This is a genomic window from Microbacterium sp. OR16, from assembly GCF_047306725.1.
In the GTDB taxonomy this organism is placed as follows: domain Bacteria; phylum Actinomycetota; class Actinomycetes; order Actinomycetales; family Microbacteriaceae; genus Microbacterium.
Window position 1 is genome coordinate 771,456 of sequence record NZ_JAZEXK010000001.1, and the last position, 20,615, is coordinate 792,070.

Below are 20,615 nucleotides of genomic sequence, written 5' to 3' on the forward strand. Positions count from 1 at the left end.
GGGCGTCAGGTCGGGCTGGGGCGCACGGGCGTCAGTGCGCCCCCGCGTGCAGTGCCGCATCGACGGCCGACCCGATCCCCCGCGTCCACGGCTCGCCGTGCCCGGGGAGCACGAGGGCCGCGTCGACAGCGCGCAGCGCATCCAGCGATTCCAGCGCGAGGCTGCTGTCGGCTGTGGCCGCCCCGGCCACGATCTGCGGACCGCGCCGGCCGGTGTAGGGGTCGAGCGTGACCAGCGCATCGCCGCACAGCAGCACGCCGGCCTTCTCGAACATGTACCCGCAGTGGCCGTCCGTGTGGCCTGGCGTCCAGATCGCGCGGGGATGCCCCGGCACGTCGATCACCTGGCCGTCGGCCACTCCAGGGGCCGCCGTCACGCCCTTCACGCGCAGCGCGCCCGCACTCACCATCGACACCACCGTCGGCAGGATGCGCGGGTGGCGGAGCGGGTACGACCAGATCGGCGCCTCGTGCGCGTAGCGGTAGGGATGTCGTGCCAGGCGCTCATCGTCCGGATGCACCAGAGAGGCGACACCGCGTTCGGCGAGCGGGCGCGCCATTCCGACGTGATCGAAGTGACCGTGAGTCAGCAGCACGGCATCGATGTCACGCACGCCCGCGCCGATCCGCTTCAGCAGCGCTCCGAGCAGCCGACTGGAGCGCGGCAGACCGGCGTCGACGAGAGTCAGCCCACCCTCCGCCTCGATCAGATAGCAGTTGACGTGCGCGACATCCAGCCGGTGCACGCCAGGAGCAGGTTCCGTCCATCCCCTCGCTGTGGTTCTCATGACACCACTGTGGGGCGCCGGCATAAGACACGTACGTGCCTTGCCGTCGCCCCACAGGGGTGCTAGCGAAGGGTGCTCAGGCCCGAGCCCGTGCCACGGCGGCGCGAGCGGGCTGCGGCTCCGAGAAGATCACCACGATGATCACGGTGATACCCACCACCACGTGGGGCACCCACGCGTTGGGGGCAGCGGAGATGAAGCCGAACAGCAGCGGCGACAGCGCCAGGAAGAGGCTGGCGACCACGTCGAAGACGAGGTGCACCGGCATCGGGATCAGCTTGAACGGTCCCCACTCGTAGCTGGTGAAGAGGCTGTAGACGATGAGGCCGACCCCCAGGACGATGGGGATCACGACGGCGGGTCCGCCCATTCCCGCGAAGCCGAAGAGCCAGGGAGCGACGATGAGCGCGGCTCCCACCAGGTAGTCGAGAACGCCGTGGACTTTCGTGGGAATGAAGCGCATGATTCCTCCTTGATCGGTCGAGCCGCGGACGGCGGCTCGGAGGGTGTTCGTCACTCCGGTCCGATCGGATTGCATGCCCGACGCTGCGCCTCAGTCCCGAGCCCACCCGTACCGGTCGACGAGCGCGCGGGCGATGCGACCATAGCGGGCGACATCGAGCACCGCCGCCTCTCTGCGCATGCCGTCGTGGTGCACGCTGTACAGCTGCTCGATGTCGACCCACGACTCGCGCCCCTGCGCGTCCCAGGCGCCGGACCCGATCGAGATGAAGTCCCGATCGCGCTCATGGGCTCTGCTCGTCATCCGCACCGCGTAGACGCGGTCGGAGCCGTGCCGCCCGATTACCAGCACCGGCCGGTCCTTGCCCCGTCCGTCGTTCTCCGCGTAGGGCACCCAGGTCCAGATGATCTCCCCGGAGTCGGGCAGGTGATTGCGCGAGGGCGAGTAGCCGACGCTCACACCGCCGACTCGCTCGGGGTCGACCTGCACGGTCTCGGCCCCGGGCATCCTGCCGGCCGAGGAGTCCCCCTCGGGTGTCGATCGGCTGCGGTCCGGTCGCAGGGTGGCACGCCGGCGGGGGCGGGCCTGCTGCCCGCCCCCGCTGCGCCCCGACAGCGCCCTGCCGAGAAGGTCGACGATGACCGAGAGGATCCTGCTGCCCGAGCTCACCCGCCCACCATAGCGGCGGGTGACGGCGCGAGCGCGTAGCCCTCCTCGCCGTGCACGGCCAGGTCGACACCGGCGAGCTCATCCTCGCCGGTGACGCGGAAGCCGATCGTCTTCTCGATCGCGAAGCCGATCGCGTAGGCGACTACGAACGAGTAGACCATCACTCCCCCGGCCGCGATCACCTGCACGGCGAGCAGCCGCAGATCACCTCCGGTGAACAGGCCCTGCCCGGTGGCGAAGAAGCCGAGGTACACGGTTCCGAGCAGCCCGCCGACGAGGTGCAGGCCCACGACGTCGAGCGAGTCGTCGAACCCGAGCCGGAACTTCAGATCCACCGCCAGTGCGCACGCGACCCCCGACAGCGCTCCCAGCAGCAGCGCCCATCCCGGCGTCAGGTCGGCGCAGGCGGGAGTGATCGCGACGAGACCCGCGACCAGGCCCGAGACCGCTCCGACCGAGGTCGGCTTCCCGACCCGCAGCTTCTCGACGAGCACCCAGCCGAGGATTCCTGCGGCAGCGGCGCCCAACGTGTTGATCGCGATCAGACCCACACCGCCCATGTCGTCCGAGAGCCATTCGGCCCCGGCGTTGAACCCGAACCATCCGAACCACAGCAGCGCCGCGCCCAACAGCGTCAGCGGCACGTTGTGCGGCTTGTTGAGCTCGCGCCCGAAGCCGATGCGCTTGCCCAGTACGAGAGCCAGCGCGAGGGCTGCGGCGCCTGCGTTGATGTGCACGGCGGTGCCGCCGGCGTAGTCGATGACCGCCACTCCGCTGTCCTCCCCGAACAGCTCCGTGCCGAGGTTCATGATCCAGCCGCCGCCCCACACCCACGCGGCGATCGGGAAGTAGCCGATCGTGCCGAAGATGCCCACGAAGATGAGCCAGGGGCCGAAGCGCGCCCGATCGGCGATCGCACCCGAGATGAGCGCGACGGTGATGATCGCGAAGGTGGCGCCGTACGCGACTCCGAGCAGGGCGACGTTGGCGTCCGGTCCCGCCGATGCCGCCGCCAGGCCGAGATCGGCGAACGGGTCGCCGGCGAAGTGCGACGGAGACGTGACGCTGCTCATCGAGTAGCCGTAGAGAACCCAGAGCACAGCGATCAGACCGATCGCGCCGAAGCTCATCATCATCATGCTGATGACGCTCTTCGCCCTGACCAGACCACCATAGAAGAACGCCACCCCGGGCGTCATCAGCAGCACGAGCGCCGTCGCGGTGACCACCCACGAGACATTGCCTGTGGCATCCATGTCGAAACCTCCTCCGTTGAACGAACGAGGTCAGTCTGGGCTCCTGATGTTTCCGGCGGGCACGCATCGTGTTTCCGGCACGTTACGCCGCGGCGCGCGGTGTGACGATCGTGTTACTCGGCTGCGGAGTGGGTCAGCGCGTTCAGGCGCGAGATCGCGCGCAGGTACTTCTTGCGGTATCCCCCGGCGAGCATCTCGTCGGCGAACACCTGGTCGAGGGCGACCCCGGTGGCGACGATCGGCAGCTGGGCGTCGTACACCCGGTCGACGAACGCGACGAAGCGCAGCGCCTCGGACTGGTCGGTCAGGGTGTGCACGTCGCGCAGGCCGACTAGCGACAGCCCGTCGATGAGGCGGATGTAGCGGGACGGATGCACCCGCGCCAGGTGCTGGATGAGATCGGCGAACGCGTCGTCGGATGCCTCGCCCGAGGCCGCCGCCTGTTCGATCGCCCGCGCGTAGCGGGTGGCGTCGGACACCACCGAGCTGCCGTCGATCGCGCGCTGCCGGTAGTCGACGCCGTCGATGCGCAGGGTCTCGAAGCTCTCGGACATCGCGTGGATCTCGCGCAGGAAGTCCTGCGCGGCGAACCGGCCCTCACCCAGCGCGTTGGGCGGGGTGTTCGAGGTGGCGGCGAGCTTCGTGCCCGACGCCACCAGCTCGCCGAGCAGGCGCGTCATCACCATGGTGTCGCCGGGGTCGTCGAGCTCGAACTCGTCGATGCAGAGCAGATCCGCGCCGCGCAGCAGATCGACCGTGTTCTTGTAGCCGAGCGCGCCGACCAGGGCGGTGTACTCGATGAACGAGCCGAAGTACTTCCGGCGGGCGGGAAGAGCGTGATAGACCGAGGCCAGGAGGTGGGTCTTGCCGACACCGAAGCCGCCGTCGAGGTAGACCCCCGGCTTCATCGGGGTCTCCTTCGGCGCGCGGCGGAACAGGCCCGCCTTCTTCACCGGCGTGCCTCCGGCCGCGCCGGCGAAGCGCTGCAGCAGCTGCTTGGTGGCCTCCTGCGACGGATAGCGCTCGTCCGAGCGATAGCTGTCGAAGGTCGCTTCGTCGAACTGGGGAGGCGGGACGAGGCTCGCCAGCATCTCGGTTCCGGTCACGACGGGCGTGCGCTCGGTGAGGTGCACGACGCCCGTGCTGATCTGCTGGGTCATCACGTTCCTGAGGTCATAGTCTTACGATCCGGATGCGGGTGCGCGCCAGGGGATCTATCGTCATAGGGGACGGCTCAACTTTACGCCGTCGCATGCCCACCCGAGCCCGACCCCTGAGGAGCATCCGTGGCCGTCGATCGCGACACGTCATCCCCCAAGTTCGCCGAGTACGCCGAACCCGGCCGCCTCGTGACAACCGAGTGGCTCGCCGCCCGCCTCGGCACCCCCGGCCTCGTGGTGGTGGAATCCGATGAGGACGTGCTGCTCTACGAGACCGGGCACATCCCCGGTGCGGTGAAGATCGACTGGCACACCGAGCTCAACGACCCCGTCGTGCGCGACTACGTCGACGGCGAGGGCTTCGCCGAGCTGCTGAGCCGCAAGGGCATCGCCCGCGACGACACCGTGGTCATCTACGGCGACAAGAACAACTGGTGGGCCGCTTACGCGCTGTGGGTCTTCTCGCTGTTCGGACACGAGGACGTGCGCCTGCTCGACGGCGGACGTGACCGCTGGATCAGTGAGGGGCGCGAGATCACCACCGACAAGACGGTGCGCCCGGCCACCGAGTACCCCGTGGTCGAGCGCGACGACTCGCAGCTGCGTGCCTACAAGGAGGACGTGCTCGCCTTCATCGGCAAGGGGCCGCTGATCGACGTGCGCTCGCCCGAGGAGTACAACGGCGAGCGGACCACGGCGCCGGCCTATCCCGAAGAGGGCAGCCTGCGCGCCGGGCACATCCCCACCGCGCAGAGCGTGCCATGGGGCAGGGCGGTCGCCGAGGACGGCGGTTTCAGGCCACGAGCCGAGCTCGAGGCGATCTACCGCGACGAGGCCGGCATCGACGACTCCGACGACGTCATCGCCTACTGCCGCATCGGTGAGCGCTCCAGCCACACCTGGTTCGTGCTGAAGCACCTGCTCGGCATCGAGAAGGTGCGCAACTACGACGGCTCGTGGACCGAGTGGGGCAGCGCCGTGCGCGTGCCCATCGTCAGCGGCAGCGAGCCCGGCACGCTCTGACCTCGCAGCCCCGGCGGGATGGGATGATGGCAGGGATGACTGACACGCACGTCCCCGCCGTCCTCGCCGAGTTCCGCGACGAGTTCCTCGAGCTGCCCGAGCCCGATCGTCTCGAGCTGCTGCTCGAGTTCGCGAACGCGCTTCCTCCCGTCTCCGATGAGATCGCGGCCCATCCCGAGATGGCCGAGCGGGTGGCAGAGTGCCAGTCCCCCGTCTACATCTACATCGAGGTCACCGACGGCGTCATCACGATGCACGCGACGGCGCCGCCGGAGGCCCCGACGACCCGCGGATTCGCGAGCATCCTCGCGCAGGGCCTGACGGGCCTCACCGCCGACGAGGTGCTCGCGGTGCCGAACGACTATCCCCAGAGCCTCGGTCTGACGCGGCTCGTCTCGCCGCTTCGGATCGGCGGCATGACGGGGATGCTGATGCGCGCGAAGCGTCAGGTCGAAGCCAAGCGCTGAGCGGCCGGCGACGGCCGCGGCTCGCCGTCAGACCAGGCCCTGGCCGGTCAGCCAGTCGGTGATCGCCCCCGACCAGCCCTGCTCGTCGTAGTTCCAGATCTTGGTGTGACGCGCACCGTGGAACTCCGGCATCGTCACGAGATCGGGTCGCGCCTCGGCCAGCGCGTGCGACGCATCGGCCGGCACGAACCCGTCGTCGTCGCTGTGCAGGATCAGGATCGGGGCGTCGAGCTCTGAGGCGCGGGCGACCATGTCGAGCCTGTCGAACGGGATCGCCTCCTCGGCTCCGCTGAGCCGGGCGAGGAACGTGTTGCCCAGCGCTCCCATCGCGAGCCCCGGCAGCGGTTCGCGCAGCCCCGACTCGCGTGCCTGGAAGCGCAGCACCGTTCGCCAGTCGACGACGGGCGAGTCGAGGATGACGCCGGCGATGGCATCCCGATGCTCGGACGAGACCGCGGTCTGCAGGGCGATGGCGCCGCCCATCGACCATCCCATCAGCACCACGCGCTGCGCGCCGTGACGCAGCGCATAGCCGATCGCCGCGTCGACATCGCGCCATTCCGAGGCGCCCAGGGCGTAGCTGCCCCCGCGCGTGCGCGGCGCCTCGCCGTCGTTACGGTACGACGCGACCAGGGTCGGCAGACCGAGCGCGTTCATGACGGGGACGGCGCGCAGGCACTCGGAGCGCAGCGTGCCGCGACCGTGCACCTGGATCACCCACGTCGACGAGTCGGCGGGGAACAGCCAGGCGGGGCAGGGGCCTGCGGGCGAACCGATCAGCACGCTTTCCCAAGGCAGGTGCAGCTCGCTCGGCGACACGTGGTACCAGCCGCTGAAAGCGGCGTCGCGGTCGACCCGCGCTCCCGGCTCGATCTGCGTGAGCAGCTTGCGGCGCACGCTCGCGGCATCGGCGCCGAGCACCGCCCCGAGCTTGACGTAGCCGTATGTGCCGGTGGTGAACAGCCCGTAGCGCCCAGGCAGCTCGGTGTCGGGCGTGCGGCTGAGCTCGATGGTCTGCGCGCCCGTGTCGACGGCGAGGATCTGCGTGTCATTGCGGCGCACCGAGGGCATGACCACGCGGCGGGCCGTGGCGAGCACGGCGGCTGCCCCGGCCGCGGCCCCCGCGGCGATGACAGCGGGGACGGCGAAGGCTACGGCGTGCCTGAGACTCTTCATCGCCTCCCGACTCTAGCCTGTCCAGGTGAGCGCACACCCGGATGCCGCGACGCTGTTCGACGCAGCGGCGGCAGAGCTTCGTGAGACGGCGTTCCGCGCCGACATCGTGGTGCGGGAGATCCCGTCACCCGCGGGGCTCGCGCCCTTCGCCCTGGCGCTCGCGGCCGATGTGCGCCCCGACGATCATGGCGACTCGGTGTACGGCACCGGCCGCTTCGTGCTGCTGCACGATCCCGACGAGCCGGATGCCTGGGGCGGCGCCTGGCGCATCGTCGGGTTCGCGCAGGCTCCCCTCGAGCCCGAGATCGGCACCGACCCGCTGCTCGCGGACGTCGCCTGGTCGTGGCTGGTCGACGCGCTCGATTCGCGTGGTGCCGTCTACCATTCGGCCTCCGGCACCTCCACCAAGATGCTCTCGAAGGGGTTCGGCGCGCTCGCGGCCGAAGGGGACGGAGCCCAGATCGAGCTTCGCGCATCGTGGACTCCGGATGCCCCGCTGCGCCCGCATGTGGAAGCATGGGCAGAGCTGGTCGGGATGCTCGCGGGGCTCCCGCCCGGATCAGAGGACGTCGCCGTGTTCGGCGCGAGAAAGGGCGCACGTGGCTGAGTACTCCGTGATCGACGACCGTGCGGAGTTCGAGCGGGCGGCGCAGATGCTCGCCGAGGGATCGGGTCCGGTGGCCGTCGATGTGGAGCGGGCATCCGGATTCCGCTATTCGCAGCGCGCCTATCTCGTGCAGGTGTTCCGCCGCGGAACGGGTGTCTTCCTGTTCGATCCACCAGCGATCGGCGACTTCCGGCCGCTTCAGGATGCCATCGGCGACGCCGAATGGGTGTTCCACGCCGCCAGCCAGGATCTGCCCTCTCTGCGCGAGCTCGGCCTCGAACCCGGCCGCATCTTCGACACCGAGCTCGCCTCACGTCTTCTCGGCAGTGACGGCTTCGGGCTCGCTGCGGTCGTCGAGCACACGCTGGGCATCACTCTCGCCAAGGCGCATTCGGCCGCCGACTGGTCGACCAGGCCGCTTCCCGATCCGTGGCTGGAGTACGCGGCCCTCGACGTGCTCCACCTCGTCGATGTGCGAGACGCTCTCGTCGACGAGCTCGACGCCGCCGGCAAGTCGGAGATCGCCGCGGAGGAGTTCAATGCGACGCTGCACCGCCTGCCCAAGCCGCCGCGTGAGGAGCCGTGGCGCCGACTGAGCGGGCTGCACAAGGTGCGCGGGGCCCGGCAGCTGGCCGTGGCTCGCGAGCTGTGGACCGCGCGTGAGCAGTACGCCGAGCAGATGGATGTCTCCCCCGGCCGTCTCGTTCCCGACCGCTCGCTGCTCGCGGCCCTGCTGGCCGCGCCGCGGTCGAAGCAGGAGCTCGCCGGGCTCAAGGAGTTCAACGGGCGCGCGAGCCGCACCCAGATCGACCGCTGGTGGGCGGCGATCGAGCGCGGTCGCACCACGGAGGATCTTCCGCGCGAGCGCGTGCCGAGCGATGCCCTCCCGCCGCCTCGCGCGTGGGCCGATCGCAACCCCGATGCCGATCTGCGGCTCAAGGCCGCCCGGCCCGTGGTCGAGGCCCTCGCTGAAGAGCTGCACATGCCGACCGAGAACCTGCTCACCCCCGAGCACCTGCGCCGTGTCGCCTGGCAGCCGCCGGCCGACCTCACGGCGGAGTCGATCTCGGCCGCGCTCATCGACCTCGGCGCTCGGCCATGGCAGGTTGCGCATACCGCACAGAAGATCGTGGATGCGTTTGTAGAGGGGCCGCAAACAGCCGTCGAGGGGTTCCCGACCGCTTCGTAGGTTCGATCCAACCGATTCCAGGCGGTCATACCGCGCTCCTAGGCTGGACGAGAACCCCAACCTATGGAGGCAGAGTGGCCGAGATCTCGGACGTCTACTTCGTCGATGGAGTGCGCACCCCCTTCGGGCGCGCCGGCGAAAAGGGCATGTACTGGAACACCCGCGCTGATGACCTCGCCGTCAAGGCGACCATCGGCCTGATGGAGCGCAACGCCGCCGTGCCGGCCGACCGCATCGACGACGTCGCGATCGCGGCGACCTCGCAGACCGGCGACCAGGGCCTCACGCTCGGCCGGTCGGTCGCCATCCTCGCGGGCCTCCCGCAGACCGTGCCGGGCCTCGCCGTCGAGCGCATGTGCGCAGGCGCGATGACCAGCGTCACCACGATGGCGGCGTCGATCGGTGTCGGCATGTACGACTTCGCCCTCGCCGGCGGCGTGGAGCACATGGGCCACCACCCCATCGGCGGCAACGCCGACCCGAACCCGCGTTTCGTCGCCGAGAAGATGGTCGACCCCGGCGCACTCAACATGGGCGTCACCGCAGAGCGCATCTTCGACCGCTTCCCGCACCTCACCAAGGAGCGCTCCGACCGCTTCGGCATGCTCAGCCAGCACAAGGTGCAGGCCGCGTACGACGCGGGCAAGATCCAGCCCGACCTCGTGCCGGTCGCGATCAAGGGCGCCGACGGCGCCTGGGGTCTGGCCACCGAGGACGAGGGGCGTCGCCCGCAGACCACGATGGAGGATCTCGCCGCGCTGAAGACGCCGTTCCGTCCGCACGGGCGCGTGACCGCCGGCACCTCCTCGCCCCTCACCGACGGCGCGACCATGTCGCTGCTGGCCGGCGGCGGCGCGGTGAAGGAGTTCGGGCTGACCCCGAAGATGAAGATGGTCTCGTTCGCCTTCGCGGGGGTGCAGCCCGAGATCATGGGCATCGGCCCCATCCCGTCGACCGAGAAGGCGCTGAAGAAGGCGGGCCTCGACATCTCCGACATCGGGCTGTTCGAGCTGAACGAGGCCTTCGCCATCCAGGTGATCTCCCTGCTCGACCACTTCGGGATCGCCGACGACGACCCGCGCGTCAACCAGTGGGGCGGCGCGATCGCGCTGGGACACCCGCTCGCGGCATCCGGAGTCCGGCTGATGATCCAGCTGGCGGCGCAGTTCGCCGAGCGTCCCGACGTGCGCTACGGCCTGACCGCCATGTGCGTCGGCCTCGGCCAGGGCGGCTCGGTCATCTGGGAGAACCCGTTCTACGACGGCAAGAAGAGGAAGTGACCGCGATGGCCGAGACGATCAGGAACCAGTACGTCGGCGTCGACTTCACGCCGCTCTCCGCCCTCTCCGACGACGAGGTCGTCACGCACTCCCCCGTGCGCGACATCCGCCTCGCATCGGGCAAGGTGCTCGCACTCATCACGCTCGACAACGGTCGCGACCACACCAGGCCGAACACGCTGGGCCCCGCAACACTCACCGAGCTCGGCGAGACGCTCGACTCGCTCCGAGCTCGCGCGGCCGCGGGCGAGATCCAGGCGGTGGGCATCACCGGCAAGCAGTACATCCTCGCCGCCGGCGCCGACCTCTCCGACATCAGCCGGGTGGGCTCGAAGGACAACGCCCGCCTGATCGCGCAGCTCGGACACAAGGTGCTCGGCTCGCTGTCCGAGCTGGGAGTGCCGTCGTTCGCGTTCGTCAACGGACTCGCGCTCGGCGGCGGAATGGAGATCGCGCTGAACTCGACCTATCGCACGGTCGACGCATCCGCTGCGGCTCTCGCCCTGCCGGAGGTCTTCCTCGGCATCATCCCCGGCTGGGGCGGCGCCTACCTGGTGCCGAACCTCATCGGCATCGAGAACGCTCTCGAGGTCGTCGTCTCCAACCCGCTCAAGCAGAACCGCATGCTCAAGCCGCAGCAGGCGTTCGAGCTCGGGCTGATGGACGCCATCTTCCCGGCATCCACCTTCCTGGAGAGCTCGCTGGCATGGGCAGACGCGGTGCTCGGCGGGAAGAAGGTCGAGCGCAGGAACGAGCCGGGCAAGATCGAGCGCACCGTCAAGTGGCCGATCGCGATCAAGATGGCCCGCGGCATGCTGGAGTCGAAGATCGGCACCGTGCCCCGCTCGCCCTACGTCGCCCTCGACCTGCTCGAGAAGGCGAAGAGCGGCACGAAGGCCGAAGGCTTCGCCCGTGAGGACGAAGCTCTCGCCGAGCTCGTCACCGGCGATCAGTTCGCCGCGTCGATGTACGCCTTCGACCTCGTTCAGAAGCGCGCCAAGCGCCCCGTCGGGGCACCGGACAAGGCGCTCGCGAAGAAGGTCACCAAGGTCGGCATCATCGGCGCGGGTCTGATGGCCAGCCAGTTCGCCCTGCTGTTCGTGCGCAGGCTCCAGGTCCCGGTGCTGATCACCGACCTCGACCAGGCGCGCGTCGACAAGGGCGTGGCGTACATCCACGACGAGATCGGCAAGCTCGAGCAGAAGGGCCGCCTGGACGGCGATACCGCCAACAAGCTGCGCTCGCTCGTCACCGGCACGACCGACAAGAGCCAGTACGCCGACTGCGACTTCGTCATCGAAGCCGTGTTCGAGGAGGTCGGCGTCAAGCAGCAGGTGTTCGGCGAGATCGAGAAGATCGTCGCCGAGGACGCGATCCTCGCCACGAACACCTCGTCGCTGTCGGTCGAGGAGATCGGCTCCCAGCTCGCCCACCCCGAGCGCCTGGTCGGCTTCCACTTCTTCAACCCGGTCGCGGTCATGCCGCTGATCGAGATCGTGAAGACGCCGCAGACTTCGGAGGCAGCCCTGTCGACGGCCTTCGTGGTCGCGAAGGGCCTGGGAAAGAACGCCGTGCTCACGGCCGATGCTCCCGGCTTCGTCGTGAACCGTCTGCTCGCGAAGGTCATGGGCGAGGCGGCTCGGGCCGTGTACGAGGGCACTCCCATCGCAGACGTCGAGAAGGCCTTCGGGCCGCTCGGGCTGCCGATGGGGCCGTTCCAGCTGATCGATCTGGTCGGCTGGAAGGTGGCGGCTCACGTGCAGGACACGATGGTGCGTCACTTCCCCGACCGCTTCTACGCGAACGAGAACTTCCACGCGCTCGCCGAGTTGGATGCCGTGGTCGAGAAGGACAAGGGCGGGCGCGTGACCGGCTGGACCAAGGGCGCCGAGAAGGTGCTCAAGGGCCATGTCGGCAGCTCGCCGGCATCCGCCGAGACCATCCTGCAGCGCGTGCAGGACGGCCTGGCGCAGGAGATCCGGCTCATGCTCGATGAGGGTGTCGTGCCCGAGGTCGAGGACATCGACCTCTGCCTGATCCTCGGCGCCGGCTGGCCGTTCATCGACGGCGGCGCCTCGCCGTACCTCGATCGCGAGGGCGCCTCGGAGCGCGTGTTCGGCAGCACGTTCCACAGCCCGCCGATCCGCGGGATCGCGAACAGCTGACTCTCGCGAGCCGATGCCGGCTCAGACAGGGGTCGCACCTGCGGGTGCGGCCCCTGTCTGCCGTTCCAGGCCCGTGCTCACCCCATCTGAGGGGGCCGGCGGTCCTCGTGGCCGCGGCGCGGCCAGTGGGCGAAGGCGCGCTCTGCGAGAGCGGTGATGGTGAGCGAGGGGTTCACCCCCGGGTTCGCCGGCACGGCCGCTCCGTCGACGACGTGGATCCCGGGATGCCCCCACACCCGGTTCCACGGGTCGACGACACCGCGGTCGGGTGACTCGCTGATCACCGCACCGCCCAGGAAGTGCGCGGTCAGCGGGATGCCGAAAACCTCGGGCCACGATCCGCGGGGTTCGGTGCGCACACCGGTCTCCTGCTGCATCCGGCGTGCGATCGCCGCGACTGCTCGATGCGCCTCGGGCAGGTGCGAGGGGTTGGGCTCGCCGTGCCCCTGCCGGCTCGTGAGCACGTCACGGCCGAACCGCCGGCGCAGCGAGAGCGTGAGCGAGTTGTCCGAGGTCTGCATCACCAGTGCGATGATGCTGCGCTCGCTCCAGCGGTGCAGCCCGGCGAGGCGCAGCTGGCGGAGCGGATGCCTGGCGAGCGCGCCGACCAGCGAGACGAGCCGTCCGGCCAGCGACCGGTCTCCGGGGACGAGGACGGTGGCGAGGGCGCCCATCAGATTCGAGCCGGGGCCGTAGCGCACGTTCTCGACGTGCGTGCGCTCGTCGACGTGGAACGAGGTGGTGATGGCCACACCGTGCGCGTAGCCCGCGGCATCCGGCACCCTCGTCGCCACAGCACCGTCCAGCGCCTCCGAGTTGGTGCGGGTGATCCGGCCCACGGCATCCGAGATGCGCGGCAGCGCGCCCGATGCACGCATGCGGTGCAGCAGCTGCTGCGTACCCCATGTGCCTGCCGCCAGGACCACCTGCTCGGCCCGGACAGTCTGCCTTCTGCGGCGCAGCCAGGCGCCCGAGCGCTCGGTCGTGACGAGGAATCCGCCCCGCGGATCCTCACGGACGTCGACGACGGTGCGCATCTCTTCGATCCGCGCACCGCGTCGCTCGGCGAGGGCGAGGTAGTTCTTCACGAGCGTGTTCTTCGCTCCGACCCGGCAGCCGATCATGCAGTTGCCGCACAGGGTGCATCCGGTGCGATCCGGTCCCTCCCCGTCGAAGAACGGATCCGGCACCCGCACCGCCGGCATGCCCAGGAAGACCCCGACCGGAGCGCGTCGGAAGGTGTCTCCCACGCCGAGGTCCTGTGCGGCGCCGGCCATGATCCGCTCGACAGGGCCGGTGTGCGGGTACTCGCCGACGACACCGAGCATGCGCGTCGCCGTGGCGTAGTGCGGGGCGAGCTCGCCCTGCCAGTCCACGCCGGCAGGCCAGTTGCGATCGGCGAAGAACGTCGGCGGCGGCTCGTAGAGGGTGTTCGCGTAGTTCAGAGATCCGCCGCCCACGCCCGCACCGGCGAGGATCATGACATGCGGCAGGCGGTGGATGCGCTGCACACCGAAGCACCCGAGTCTCGGTGCCCACAGGTAGCGACGCACGTCCCATGACGTCTTCGCGAAGTCGTGGTCCTCGAAGCGCCGACCCGCCTCGAACACGCGGACGCGGTACCCCTTCTCGGACAGGCGCAGCGCGGCGACGGATCCGCCGAAGCCCGATCCCACGATCACGACGTCCTCGTCGTAAGGCATGCGCTCACTCCCTCGGGATCATCATCGTCACGGCGGCCGGGCGGACCCCGATCGAGCACTCCCCCGCGCCGACGCGCTCGCCGTCGGCGTACACGACCAGGTCAGGTGCCGACACCCGCACCGAGCCGGCCCGCCGGCGCTGCACCTCCGGACGACGCAGGTGGGTTCCGCGCAGCAGCAGCGGGAACAGCCGGAGCAGCCGCAGTCGGGTGAGCGGTGCGACGTGCACAACGTCGAGCCGCCCGTCGTCGGCTCGGGCGTCGGGGCAGATCGGCATGCCGCCACCGTAGCTGCCGGTGTTGCCCACGGCCAGCAGCGTGCCCGGCTGCTCGTGTTCGACTTCGCCGTCGACCGAGATCCGGAACGCCGTCGGACGAAGTCGGGCGAGCTCGACGACGAGCGCGAGGTAGTAGCGCAGCCGACCGCTCGGGTGCCGCAGCGTGTTCGTGCGCTCGCTCACCTTCGCGTCGAAGCCGAGGGCGGCCACGGTGAGGAAGACCCGTTCCGACCCCTGCGACGAGATCGTGCCGAGGTCGATCGTCCGTGCGGAACCGCCCAGGGCGGCGAGGGCGGCCCGCTGCGGGTCTGCCGTCGGGATGCCGAGCGCTCTCGCGAGATCGTTCCCGGTGCCCGCCGGAACGAGGGTGATGGGAAGCCCGCTCTCCGCCAGCAGGTCGACGATCCCGGTGAGCGTCCCGTCTCCGCCCACGACGACGATCCCGTCGGGTTCGTCGCGCACCGCCCGCTGAGCGAGCGATCGGGTCTGCTCGGCCGAGCTTCCCTCCAGCAGCGTCACCACCGCGCCGGCCGTTCGCAGCGCGCTGTCCGCCTCGGCTCCGGCGCGAGCGGCGTGCCCCCTGCCCGCCTGCGGGTTGACGATGAGGGCGAGGCGCACGACCTCATTCACGGTGCGGTTCTCCGCCGACCAGCGCGTTCGGGTTCATGATCCCCCGCGGGTCGAGTTCGCGCTTGACCGCACGGAGGATGCGGATGCCCGTCTCGCCGACCTCCTGAGGCAGCCACTGCGCGTGGTCGCGGCCGATCGCGTGATGGTGGGTGATGGTGCCGCCGGATGCCACGATCGCATCCCCCACCCGGCTCTTCACGGCGTCCCACGTCTGCAGCTGATCGTTCCTGACCCCGGCGAGGACGGTGAAGTACAGCGAGGCGCCCGTGGGGTAGAGATGCGAGATGTGGCACATCACGAAGCTCCGCGCGCCGGCCGCGGCGAACCCGTCCTTGAGCGCGGAGGTCACCGCGGCCCGCAACCGCTGCAGGTTCGACCAGGTGGTCGCGGTCTCCAGCGTCTCGCAGAAGACGCCCGCATCGAGCAGCGCGTCACGAAGGTACGGTCCGTCGAACCGCGTTCTGGCCCAATCCTCGGCTGCGCCCTGCCCGGTGCTGGTCCCGCCGGCGGCGGCGATCAGCTCCGCCGTGCGTGAACGCCTCTGCTCGGCATCCTCGCCCTCGAAGACGGTCACCGCGCTGGCGCCCTTCGCGAGCACCTTGCCGATGCGGCCGACCTGCGCCAGGCTCACACCGGTCTCGGCCTCGTCGGAGAGACGGATGACGGTGGGTGTGCCGCCACGCTGGACGACCTCGCGCAAGGCGTCGGCTCCGGTGGTGAAATCCGGGAAGCTCCATGATTCGACGATGCGGGTCTGCGGCATCCGATGGACGCGAACGCGCACTTCGGTGATCACCCCGAAGATCCCCTCCGAACCGAGCAGCAGTCGGGTGAGGTCCGGACCCGCCGCCGATCCGGGGGCACCGCCGAGATCGAGATCACCGGTCGGCGTCGCCGCGCGCAGCCCGGTGACCATCGCATCGAACCGCCCGTAGCCGGCGGAATTCTGGCCGGAGGAGCGCGCGGCCGCGAACCCGCCGATGCTGGCATACCGGAAGCTCTGCGGATAGTGCCCGAGCTCGAAGCCGTGCTCGGCGAGCAGGCGCTCCGCCTCCGGACCGCGCGTGCCGGCGAGCAGCACCGCCTCGCCGCTGACCGCGTCGAGTCCGACCAGCCCGCTCAGCCGGGCGAGGTCGAGAGCGATCACCGCTCGGTGACGGCCGGCGTCGGGGGCGACTCCGCCCACCACGCTCGTGCCGCCGCCGACCGGCACGACCGCGATCCCGTGCTCGCCGGCGACCGCCAGCACCGCCGCGACCTCGTCATGGGTCGATGGACGCACCACCGCGTCGGCGGCTCGCTGTCGTGGTTCGCGTCGGCGAAGCAGATCGGGGGTGGATCTGCCGCCGGACCGCCGCACTCTGGACTCGACGTCGATGCGGACCTCACTGTCGCCGACGACGGCCCGCAGAGCGTCGATGTCGGCGCCGGAGAGTCGGGACGGCGCGACCTGCACGTCGTCCAGATGCACCGAGGGCGCCGGCCGCGGCACTCTGCCCAGCAGCAGCGGCAGCAGCGCCCGGACCGCGCGGGGCAGCTCGACGGCGCGGTCCGGATCTCCCCAGCCGTTCCATCGCATCTCCGGCGGCTCGACGGCGGTGTCGCTCGAGGACGTCATGCATTACAGTGTGACAGATCATGGAAGATCGTCAACCGCTGACCGATGCCATGGCCTTCGACGGCGCGCTCCCCGGGCGCTGGGAGGCCATGCAGCATCGCATCCTCGACGCCGCCGAGCTGCTCATCGCGCAGCGCGGCGTGCGCGGACTCGCGATCGCCGAGCTCGCTCGCACCGCCGAGGTCAGCCGCCCTACCGTGTATCGCAGCTGGGCGAGCGCCGACGAGGTGGTGCGCACCACTCTGCTGCGGCGCATGCTGCGACTGCTCGACGGGATCCCGGTGGCGGCGGATCGCCCCGCCCTGGTCACCGCGGTGCACGATTTCACCCGCGCCTTCCAGGCGGATCCGCTCTACGCGGCGCTGCTCAAGCGTGAGCCCGAGATCTTCACGCGCTACACCCTGCACAGGTTCGGCGCCAGCCAGCGCGCCATCCTGCGCTGGCTCTCGGCATCCGTCGCCGCCGGACAGACGGGCGGATCGGTGCGCACCGGAGACCCCGCGCACATCGCCGTGATGCTGCTGATCATGACCCAGTCCGCGATCCTGTCCCACGGCACCGTGTCGGATCTGATCAGCGACGACGCCTGGGAGCACGAGCTGCATGCCGCCGTCGACGGGATGCTGCGGCCATGAACAGCTCTGCGTCCAGGAAGGGCTCTGCGTCCAGGAAGGGCTCTGCGTCCAGGAACAGCTCTGCGGCCCTGAACGCATCGCGGCGCGGGATCGAGCTCGCACGGGCTGCGGAGACCGTCGCCGACGTCCTGATCGTCGGCGGAGGCATCACCGGAACGGGCGCGGCGCTCGATGCCGCCGCCCGAGGATTGAGCGTCGTGCTGATCGAAGCGCACGATCTCGCGTTCGGCACCAGCCGGTTCAGCTCGAAGCTCGTGCACGGCGGGCTGCGGTACCTGGCCACCGGTGATGTCGCGACCGCCAGGGAGAGTGCCAGGGAGCGCCATCTGCTGATGACCGCCATCGCCCCGCACCTCACCCATCCACTTGCCCAGCTGCTGCCGTTCTCTCCCGGCATCGACGTCCGCCAACGCGGCGCGGGCGCTGCGGGCATGGTGATCGGAGATGCGCTGCGCTGGCAGGCGCGCACGCCGCGTCGCGTGCTGCCGGCGCCGCACCCGGTGTCAGGCCGCCGCGCGCGCCGTCTCGTGCCCGCGCTGGCACGCGAGGGGCTGCACGGCGGCATGGTCGCGTACGACGGCCAGCTCGACGACGACGCGCGTCTCGTCGTCACGGTCGCGCGCACCGCGGCGGCGCTCGGCGCGAAGATCCTCACTCGCGTGCGCGCCCGCGCCCTGCATGCGAATGCGGTGGACGCCGAGGACGAGCTCAGCGGCGAGAGACTGCAGCTGCGCGCTCGCACCGTCATCAACGCCACCGGCGTCTGGGCGGGATCACTCGACGGAGCGATCCGGGTTCGACCCAGCCGCGGCACGCACATCGTGCTCGACGGCGCCGACCTCGGGCATCCCACCGCCGCGCTCACCATCCCGCACTCCGGCTCGATCAGCCGCTACGTCTTCGCCCTCCCGCAGCCCGACGGGCTCGTCTACGTGGGACTGACCGATGAGGACGCGCCCGGCCCGGTGCCCGATGTCGCCGAGCCGACCGAAGGCGAGATCGTGTTCCTGCTCGACTCGCTGAATCGGGTGCTCGCTCGTCCCCTGCCGCGGGAGCGGGTGCTCGGGGCGTTCGCCGGCCTTCGTCCGCTGGTCGACAGCGGCGATGCCACCTCGGCCGACGTGTCGCGTCGTCACCTCGTGACGGTGTCCGACGCCGGTGTCGTGGGCGTGCTGGGGGGAAAGCTCACGACGTACCGTCGCATGGCGCAGGACGCCGTCGACGTCGCCGTCGAACTCGGCCGACTCGAGGCGGCTGCGTGCACCACGGCCTCCCTGCGGCTGGTGGCGCTGCCCGAGCGGATCCCGCAGGCGCCGCTCGTCGACGGTGCTGCGGCGACCGAGCAGGACGTCGTGAACGCCGTGCGCCAGGAGGGCGCTCTCGATGTCGATGACGTGCTGGATCGTCGGCTGCGAGCGGACGTGGTGCCCGCGCGGCGCGCAGCTCTGCTCGCGCCGGTCACCCGGCTCGTCGACCGGACGCTCGACGAGCTCAGTGCTTCTGAGTGAGTGAGAGGTCGATGGCGCCGGTCTGTCCGGCCGCCTTCGCCACCGGGATCCTGGTGCCTCCCACCTGTGCGACGATGTCGGCCGTGATCTTCTCGGCCGTGAGCCCGGCGTCCTCGAGGATCTGCTCGCGCGAGGCGTGCTGCAGGAACTCGTCCTGCACGCCCAGCTCATCGACGCCGGTGTCGATCCCCGCCTCGCGGAGCACCTGACGCACGCGCGTGCCGATGCCGCCCGCGCGGATGCCGTCCTCCAGCGTGATCACGAGACGATGCCGCGCCGCCAGGGATACGACCGACGGCTGCACGGGAACCGCCCACCTCGGATCGATCACCGTCGCGCCGATGCCACGCGCATCCAGTCGCGCGGCGATGTCGACGGCCACCTCGGCGAACGAGCCGATCGCGACGATCAGCACGTCCTCCTCGTCTCCGCGTGCCAGCACGTCGGTGCCGTCGGCGAGGCGCTCGACGGCGGTGATCGGGTCGGGCACGTCGCCCTTCGGGTAGCGGACCACGGTCGGCGCGTCGTCGACCGCGACGGCTTCGGAGAGGCACTCGCTCAGCCGCACGGCGTCTCGTGGGGCGGCGATGCGGACGCCGGGCACCATCTGCAGCATCGCGAGATCCCACACCCCGTTGTGGCTCGGCCCGTCCGGACCGGTCACGCCGGCCCGATCGAGCACGAACGTCACGCCGGCGCGGTGCAGCGCGACATCCATCAGCACCTGATCGAACGCACGGTTCATGAAAGTGGCGTAGATCGCCACGACGGGATGCAGACCGCCGAAGGCGAGCCCGGCGGCGGACGCGACGGCGTGCTGCTCGGCGATCCCGACGTCGTACACCCGGTCGGGGAAGCGCTCGGCGAAGGCGGCGAGGCCGGTCGGGCGCAGCATCGCGGCGGTCATCGCGATGACCTTGTCATCACGGCTGCCTATCTCGACGAGCGCGTCGGAGAAGACCGAGGTCCACGACGTGCCGGACGACGACGACAGAGCGCCGCCCGTCTTCGGATCGATGCGACCCACGGCGTGGAACTGGTCGGCCACATCGTCGAGCGCCGGCTGGTAGCCGCGCCCCTTCTCGGTGATGGCGTGCACGATGACAGGGGCGCCGTAGTCCTTCGCGTATCGCAGCGTCTCGATGAGCGCCTCGACGTCGTGGCCGTCGACCGGGCCGAGGTACTTGATGTCGAGGTTGGAGTACAGCGCGACGTTGTTCGCGAAGCGCGAGAGGAATCCGTGCGTGCCACCGCGCACGCCGCGGAACACCGCGCGGCCGAGCGGGCCGAACGCGCGGAACAGACGATCGGACTTCCGGTGCATCTCGCGGTACATGCCCGCGGTGCGCACGCGATTGAGATAGCGCGACATGCCGCCGATCGTCGGAGCGTAGGAGCGGCCGTTGTCGTTGACGACGATGACCAGATTGCGCTCGTTGTCGTCGCTGATGTTGTTCAGCGCCTCCCAGGTCATCCCTCCGGTCAGCGCGCCGTCGCCGACGACCGCGACGACGTGCCGATCAGCGCGACCGGTCGCGGTCAGCGCCCGTGAGATGCCGTCGGCCCAGCTCAGCGAGCTCGACGCGTGCGACGACTCGACGACGTCGTGCACGCTCTCGGAGCGCTGCGGGTAGCCGGCGAGCCCGCCCCGCGAGCGGAGGTTCGAGAAGTCCTGGCGACCGGTGAGCAGCTTGTGCACGTACGACTGGTGCCCGGTGTCGAAGATGATCGGATCGTCGGGTGAGGAGAACACCCGATGCAGGGCGATCGTGAGCTCGACGACGCCGAGGTTCGGCCCGAGGTGCCCGCCGGTGCGAGCGACGTTCTCGACCAGGAATGCTCGGATCTCAGCCGCCAGCTCGACCATTTCCCCGTTGGAGAGTCGATCGAGATCTCGGGGGCCGGTGATGCTCGGCAGGATCGGCATGGACGTCCTTCCGCGACGTTGACCGCACGCCGGAGACGGCGCGCGCATCCGGATATTCTACCGCGCGATACGACG

The 20,615-nt window shown here is 70.2% G+C and carries 18 protein-coding genes; 8 read left to right on the forward strand and 10 right to left on the reverse strand.

Annotated features, from left to right (window positions below; translation table 11 throughout):
• Window positions 1–31 precede the first annotated feature (31 nt).
• From V2S05_RS03780 to zapE, 5 genes are all read right to left on the reverse strand, one after another.
• Window positions 32–787, reverse strand: coding sequence for an MBL fold metallo-hydrolase (locus V2S05_RS03780; protein ID WP_413633966.1), 756 nt, complete (start codon window positions 785–787; stop codon window positions 32–34).
• A gap of 76 nt (window positions 788–863) precedes the next feature.
• The gene (locus V2S05_RS03785; RefSeq protein ID WP_271637569.1) at window positions 864–1,250 is read right to left on the reverse strand and encodes a hypothetical protein; all 387 of its coding nucleotides are present in this window, start codon (window positions 1,248–1,250) and stop codon (window positions 864–866) included.
• Window positions 1,251–1,340: 90 nt separating this feature from the next.
• On the reverse strand, window positions 1,341–1,919 hold the full coding sequence (locus V2S05_RS03790; RefSeq protein WP_413633967.1) for a type II toxin-antitoxin system PemK/MazF family toxin: 579 nt from the start codon (window positions 1,917–1,919) through the stop codon (window positions 1,341–1,343).
• Window positions 1,916–3,175: an ammonium transporter gene (locus tag V2S05_RS03795; protein WP_340086580.1), complete on the reverse strand. Its 1,260-nt coding sequence runs from the start codon at window positions 3,173–3,175 to the stop codon at window positions 1,916–1,918. Before V2S05_RS03795 ends, V2S05_RS03790 begins: the two co-directional genes overlap by 4 nt.
• A gap of 113 nt (window positions 3,176–3,288) precedes the next feature.
• A complete protein-coding gene (zapE, locus tag V2S05_RS03800; protein ID WP_271637566.1) occupies window positions 3,289–4,335 on the reverse strand; it encodes a cell division protein ZapE in 1,047 nt (348 codons plus the stop codon).
• A 126-nt stretch (window positions 4,336–4,461) separates the two neighbouring features.
• Between zapE and V2S05_RS03805 the strand changes: the two genes are divergently transcribed.
• Together V2S05_RS03805 and V2S05_RS03810 are read left to right on the forward strand one after the other, a co-directional pair.
• Entirely contained in the window at window positions 4,462–5,358 is an 897-nt protein-coding gene (locus tag V2S05_RS03805; protein ID WP_271637565.1) for a sulfurtransferase, read from the forward strand.
• A gap of 35 nt (window positions 5,359–5,393) precedes the next feature.
• Window positions 5,394–5,825, forward strand: coding sequence for a SufE family protein (locus V2S05_RS03810; protein WP_413633969.1), 432 nt, complete (start codon window positions 5,394–5,396; stop codon window positions 5,823–5,825).
• 27 nt (window positions 5,826–5,852) lie between these two features.
• On the opposite strand, the gene V2S05_RS03815 is transcribed toward V2S05_RS03810, so the two are convergent.
• Window positions 5,853–7,001, reverse strand: coding sequence for an alpha/beta hydrolase family protein (locus tag V2S05_RS03815; protein WP_271637563.1), 1,149 nt, complete (start codon window positions 6,999–7,001; stop codon window positions 5,853–5,855).
• A 25-nt stretch (window positions 7,002–7,026) separates the two neighbouring features.
• On the opposite strand from V2S05_RS03815, the gene V2S05_RS03820 reads away from it, so the two are divergent.
• The 4 genes from V2S05_RS03820 (at window position 7,027) to V2S05_RS03835 (ending at window position 12,242) form a co-directional block, all read left to right on the forward strand.
• Window positions 7,027–7,608 carry a DUF3000 family protein gene (locus V2S05_RS03820; protein ID WP_413633971.1) on the forward strand — a complete coding sequence of 194 codons (582 nt, stop codon included), beginning with the start codon at window positions 7,027–7,029 and terminating at the stop codon, window positions 7,606–7,608.
• Window positions 7,601–8,797, forward strand: coding sequence for a ribonuclease D (locus V2S05_RS03825; protein WP_413633972.1), 1,197 nt, complete (start codon window positions 7,601–7,603; stop codon window positions 8,795–8,797). Before V2S05_RS03820 ends, V2S05_RS03825 begins: the two co-directional genes overlap by 8 nt.
• Window positions 8,798–8,871: 74 nt before the next feature.
• Window positions 8,872–10,077 (forward strand): thiolase family protein, encoded by a 1,206-nt coding sequence (locus V2S05_RS03830; protein WP_271637560.1) that lies wholly within the window; start codon window positions 8,872–8,874, stop codon window positions 10,075–10,077.
• Between the two features lie 5 nt (window positions 10,078–10,082).
• The gene (locus V2S05_RS03835) at window positions 10,083–12,242 is read left to right on the forward strand and encodes a 3-hydroxyacyl-CoA dehydrogenase NAD-binding domain-containing protein (protein WP_413635227.1); all 2,160 of its coding nucleotides are present in this window, start codon (window positions 10,083–10,085) and stop codon (window positions 12,240–12,242) included.
• A 77-nt stretch (window positions 12,243–12,319) separates the two neighbouring features.
• Here V2S05_RS03835 and V2S05_RS03840 read toward each other — a convergent pair whose 3' ends face one another.
• From V2S05_RS03840 to V2S05_RS03850, 3 genes are read right to left on the reverse strand one after another with little or no spacing between them, the layout of a single operon-like run.
• On the reverse strand, window positions 12,320–13,945 hold the full coding sequence (locus tag V2S05_RS03840; RefSeq protein WP_413633973.1) for a GMC oxidoreductase: 1,626 nt from the start codon (window positions 13,943–13,945) through the stop codon (window positions 12,320–12,322).
• A gap of 4 nt (window positions 13,946–13,949) precedes the next feature.
• Window positions 13,950–14,852: a diacylglycerol/lipid kinase family protein gene (locus tag V2S05_RS03845; protein ID WP_413633974.1), complete on the reverse strand. Its 903-nt coding sequence runs from the start codon at window positions 14,850–14,852 to the stop codon at window positions 13,950–13,952.
• Window positions 14,845–16,470: an FAD-binding oxidoreductase gene (locus V2S05_RS03850; protein ID WP_413633975.1), complete on the reverse strand. Its 1,626-nt coding sequence runs from the start codon at window positions 16,468–16,470 to the stop codon at window positions 14,845–14,847. The genes V2S05_RS03845 and V2S05_RS03850 overlap by 8 nt, the downstream gene beginning before the upstream one ends.
• 20 nt (window positions 16,471–16,490) lie before the next feature.
• Here V2S05_RS03850 and V2S05_RS03855 point away from each other — a divergent pair, with 20 nt between their 5' ends.
• A complete protein-coding gene (locus V2S05_RS03855; protein WP_413633977.1) occupies window positions 16,491–17,105 on the forward strand; it encodes a TetR/AcrR family transcriptional regulator in 615 nt (204 codons plus the stop codon).
• Window positions 17,102–18,613, forward strand: coding sequence for a glycerol-3-phosphate dehydrogenase/oxidase (locus V2S05_RS03860; RefSeq protein WP_413633979.1), 1,512 nt, complete (start codon window positions 17,102–17,104; stop codon window positions 18,611–18,613). The genes V2S05_RS03855 and V2S05_RS03860 overlap by 4 nt, the downstream gene beginning before the upstream one ends.
• Here the strand turns inward: V2S05_RS03860 and dxs are convergent.
• Window positions 18,597–20,540 (reverse strand): 1-deoxy-D-xylulose-5-phosphate synthase, encoded by a 1,944-nt coding sequence (gene dxs / locus V2S05_RS03865; RefSeq protein WP_413633980.1) that lies wholly within the window; start codon window positions 20,538–20,540, stop codon window positions 18,597–18,599. The two genes, V2S05_RS03860 and dxs, sit on opposite strands and share 17 nt — an antisense overlap.
• Window positions 20,541–20,615: the final 75 nt, after the last annotated feature.

What these genes read in the sequence shown, in the direction of transcription:
- V2S05_RS03780 (WP_413633966.1), bottom strand. Translation starts at nt 787, where the DNA reads ATGAGAACCACAGCGAGGGGATGGACGGAACCTGCTCCTGGCGTGCAC.
- V2S05_RS03785 (WP_271637569.1), bottom strand. Translation starts at nt 1,250, where the DNA reads ATGCGCTTCATTCCCACGAAAGTCCACGGCGTTCTCGACTACCTGGTG.
- V2S05_RS03795 (WP_340086580.1), bottom strand. Translation starts at nt 3,175, where the DNA reads ATGGATGCCACAGGCAATGTCTCGTGGGTGGTCACCGCGACGGCGCTC.
- zapE (WP_271637566.1), bottom strand. Translation starts at nt 4,335, where the DNA reads ATGACCCAGCAGATCAGCACGGGCGTCGTGCACCTCACCGAGCGCACG.
- V2S05_RS03810 (WP_413633969.1), top strand. Translation starts at nt 5,394, where the DNA reads ATGACTGACACGCACGTCCCCGCCGTCCTCGCCGAGTTCCGCGACGAG.
- V2S05_RS03815 (WP_271637563.1), bottom strand. Translation starts at nt 7,001, where the DNA reads ATGAAGAGTCTCAGGCACGCCGTAGCCTTCGCCGTCCCCGCTGTCATC.
- V2S05_RS03835 (WP_413635227.1), top strand. Translation starts at nt 10,083, where the DNA reads ATGGCCGAGACGATCAGGAACCAGTACGTCGGCGTCGACTTCACGCCG.
- V2S05_RS03840 (WP_413633973.1), bottom strand. Translation starts at nt 13,945, where the DNA reads ATGCCTTACGACGAGGACGTCGTGATCGTGGGATCGGGCTTCGGCGGA.
- V2S05_RS03850 (WP_413633975.1), bottom strand. Translation starts at nt 16,470, where the DNA reads ATGACGTCCTCGAGCGACACCGCCGTCGAGCCGCCGGAGATGCGATGG.
- V2S05_RS03855 (WP_413633977.1), top strand. Translation starts at nt 16,491, where the DNA reads ATGGAAGATCGTCAACCGCTGACCGATGCCATGGCCTTCGACGGCGCG.
- V2S05_RS03860 (WP_413633979.1), top strand. Translation starts at nt 17,102, where the DNA reads ATGAACAGCTCTGCGTCCAGGAAGGGCTCTGCGTCCAGGAAGGGCTCT.
- dxs (WP_413633980.1), bottom strand. Translation starts at nt 20,540, where the DNA reads ATGCCGATCCTGCCGAGCATCACCGGCCCCCGAGATCTCGATCGACTC.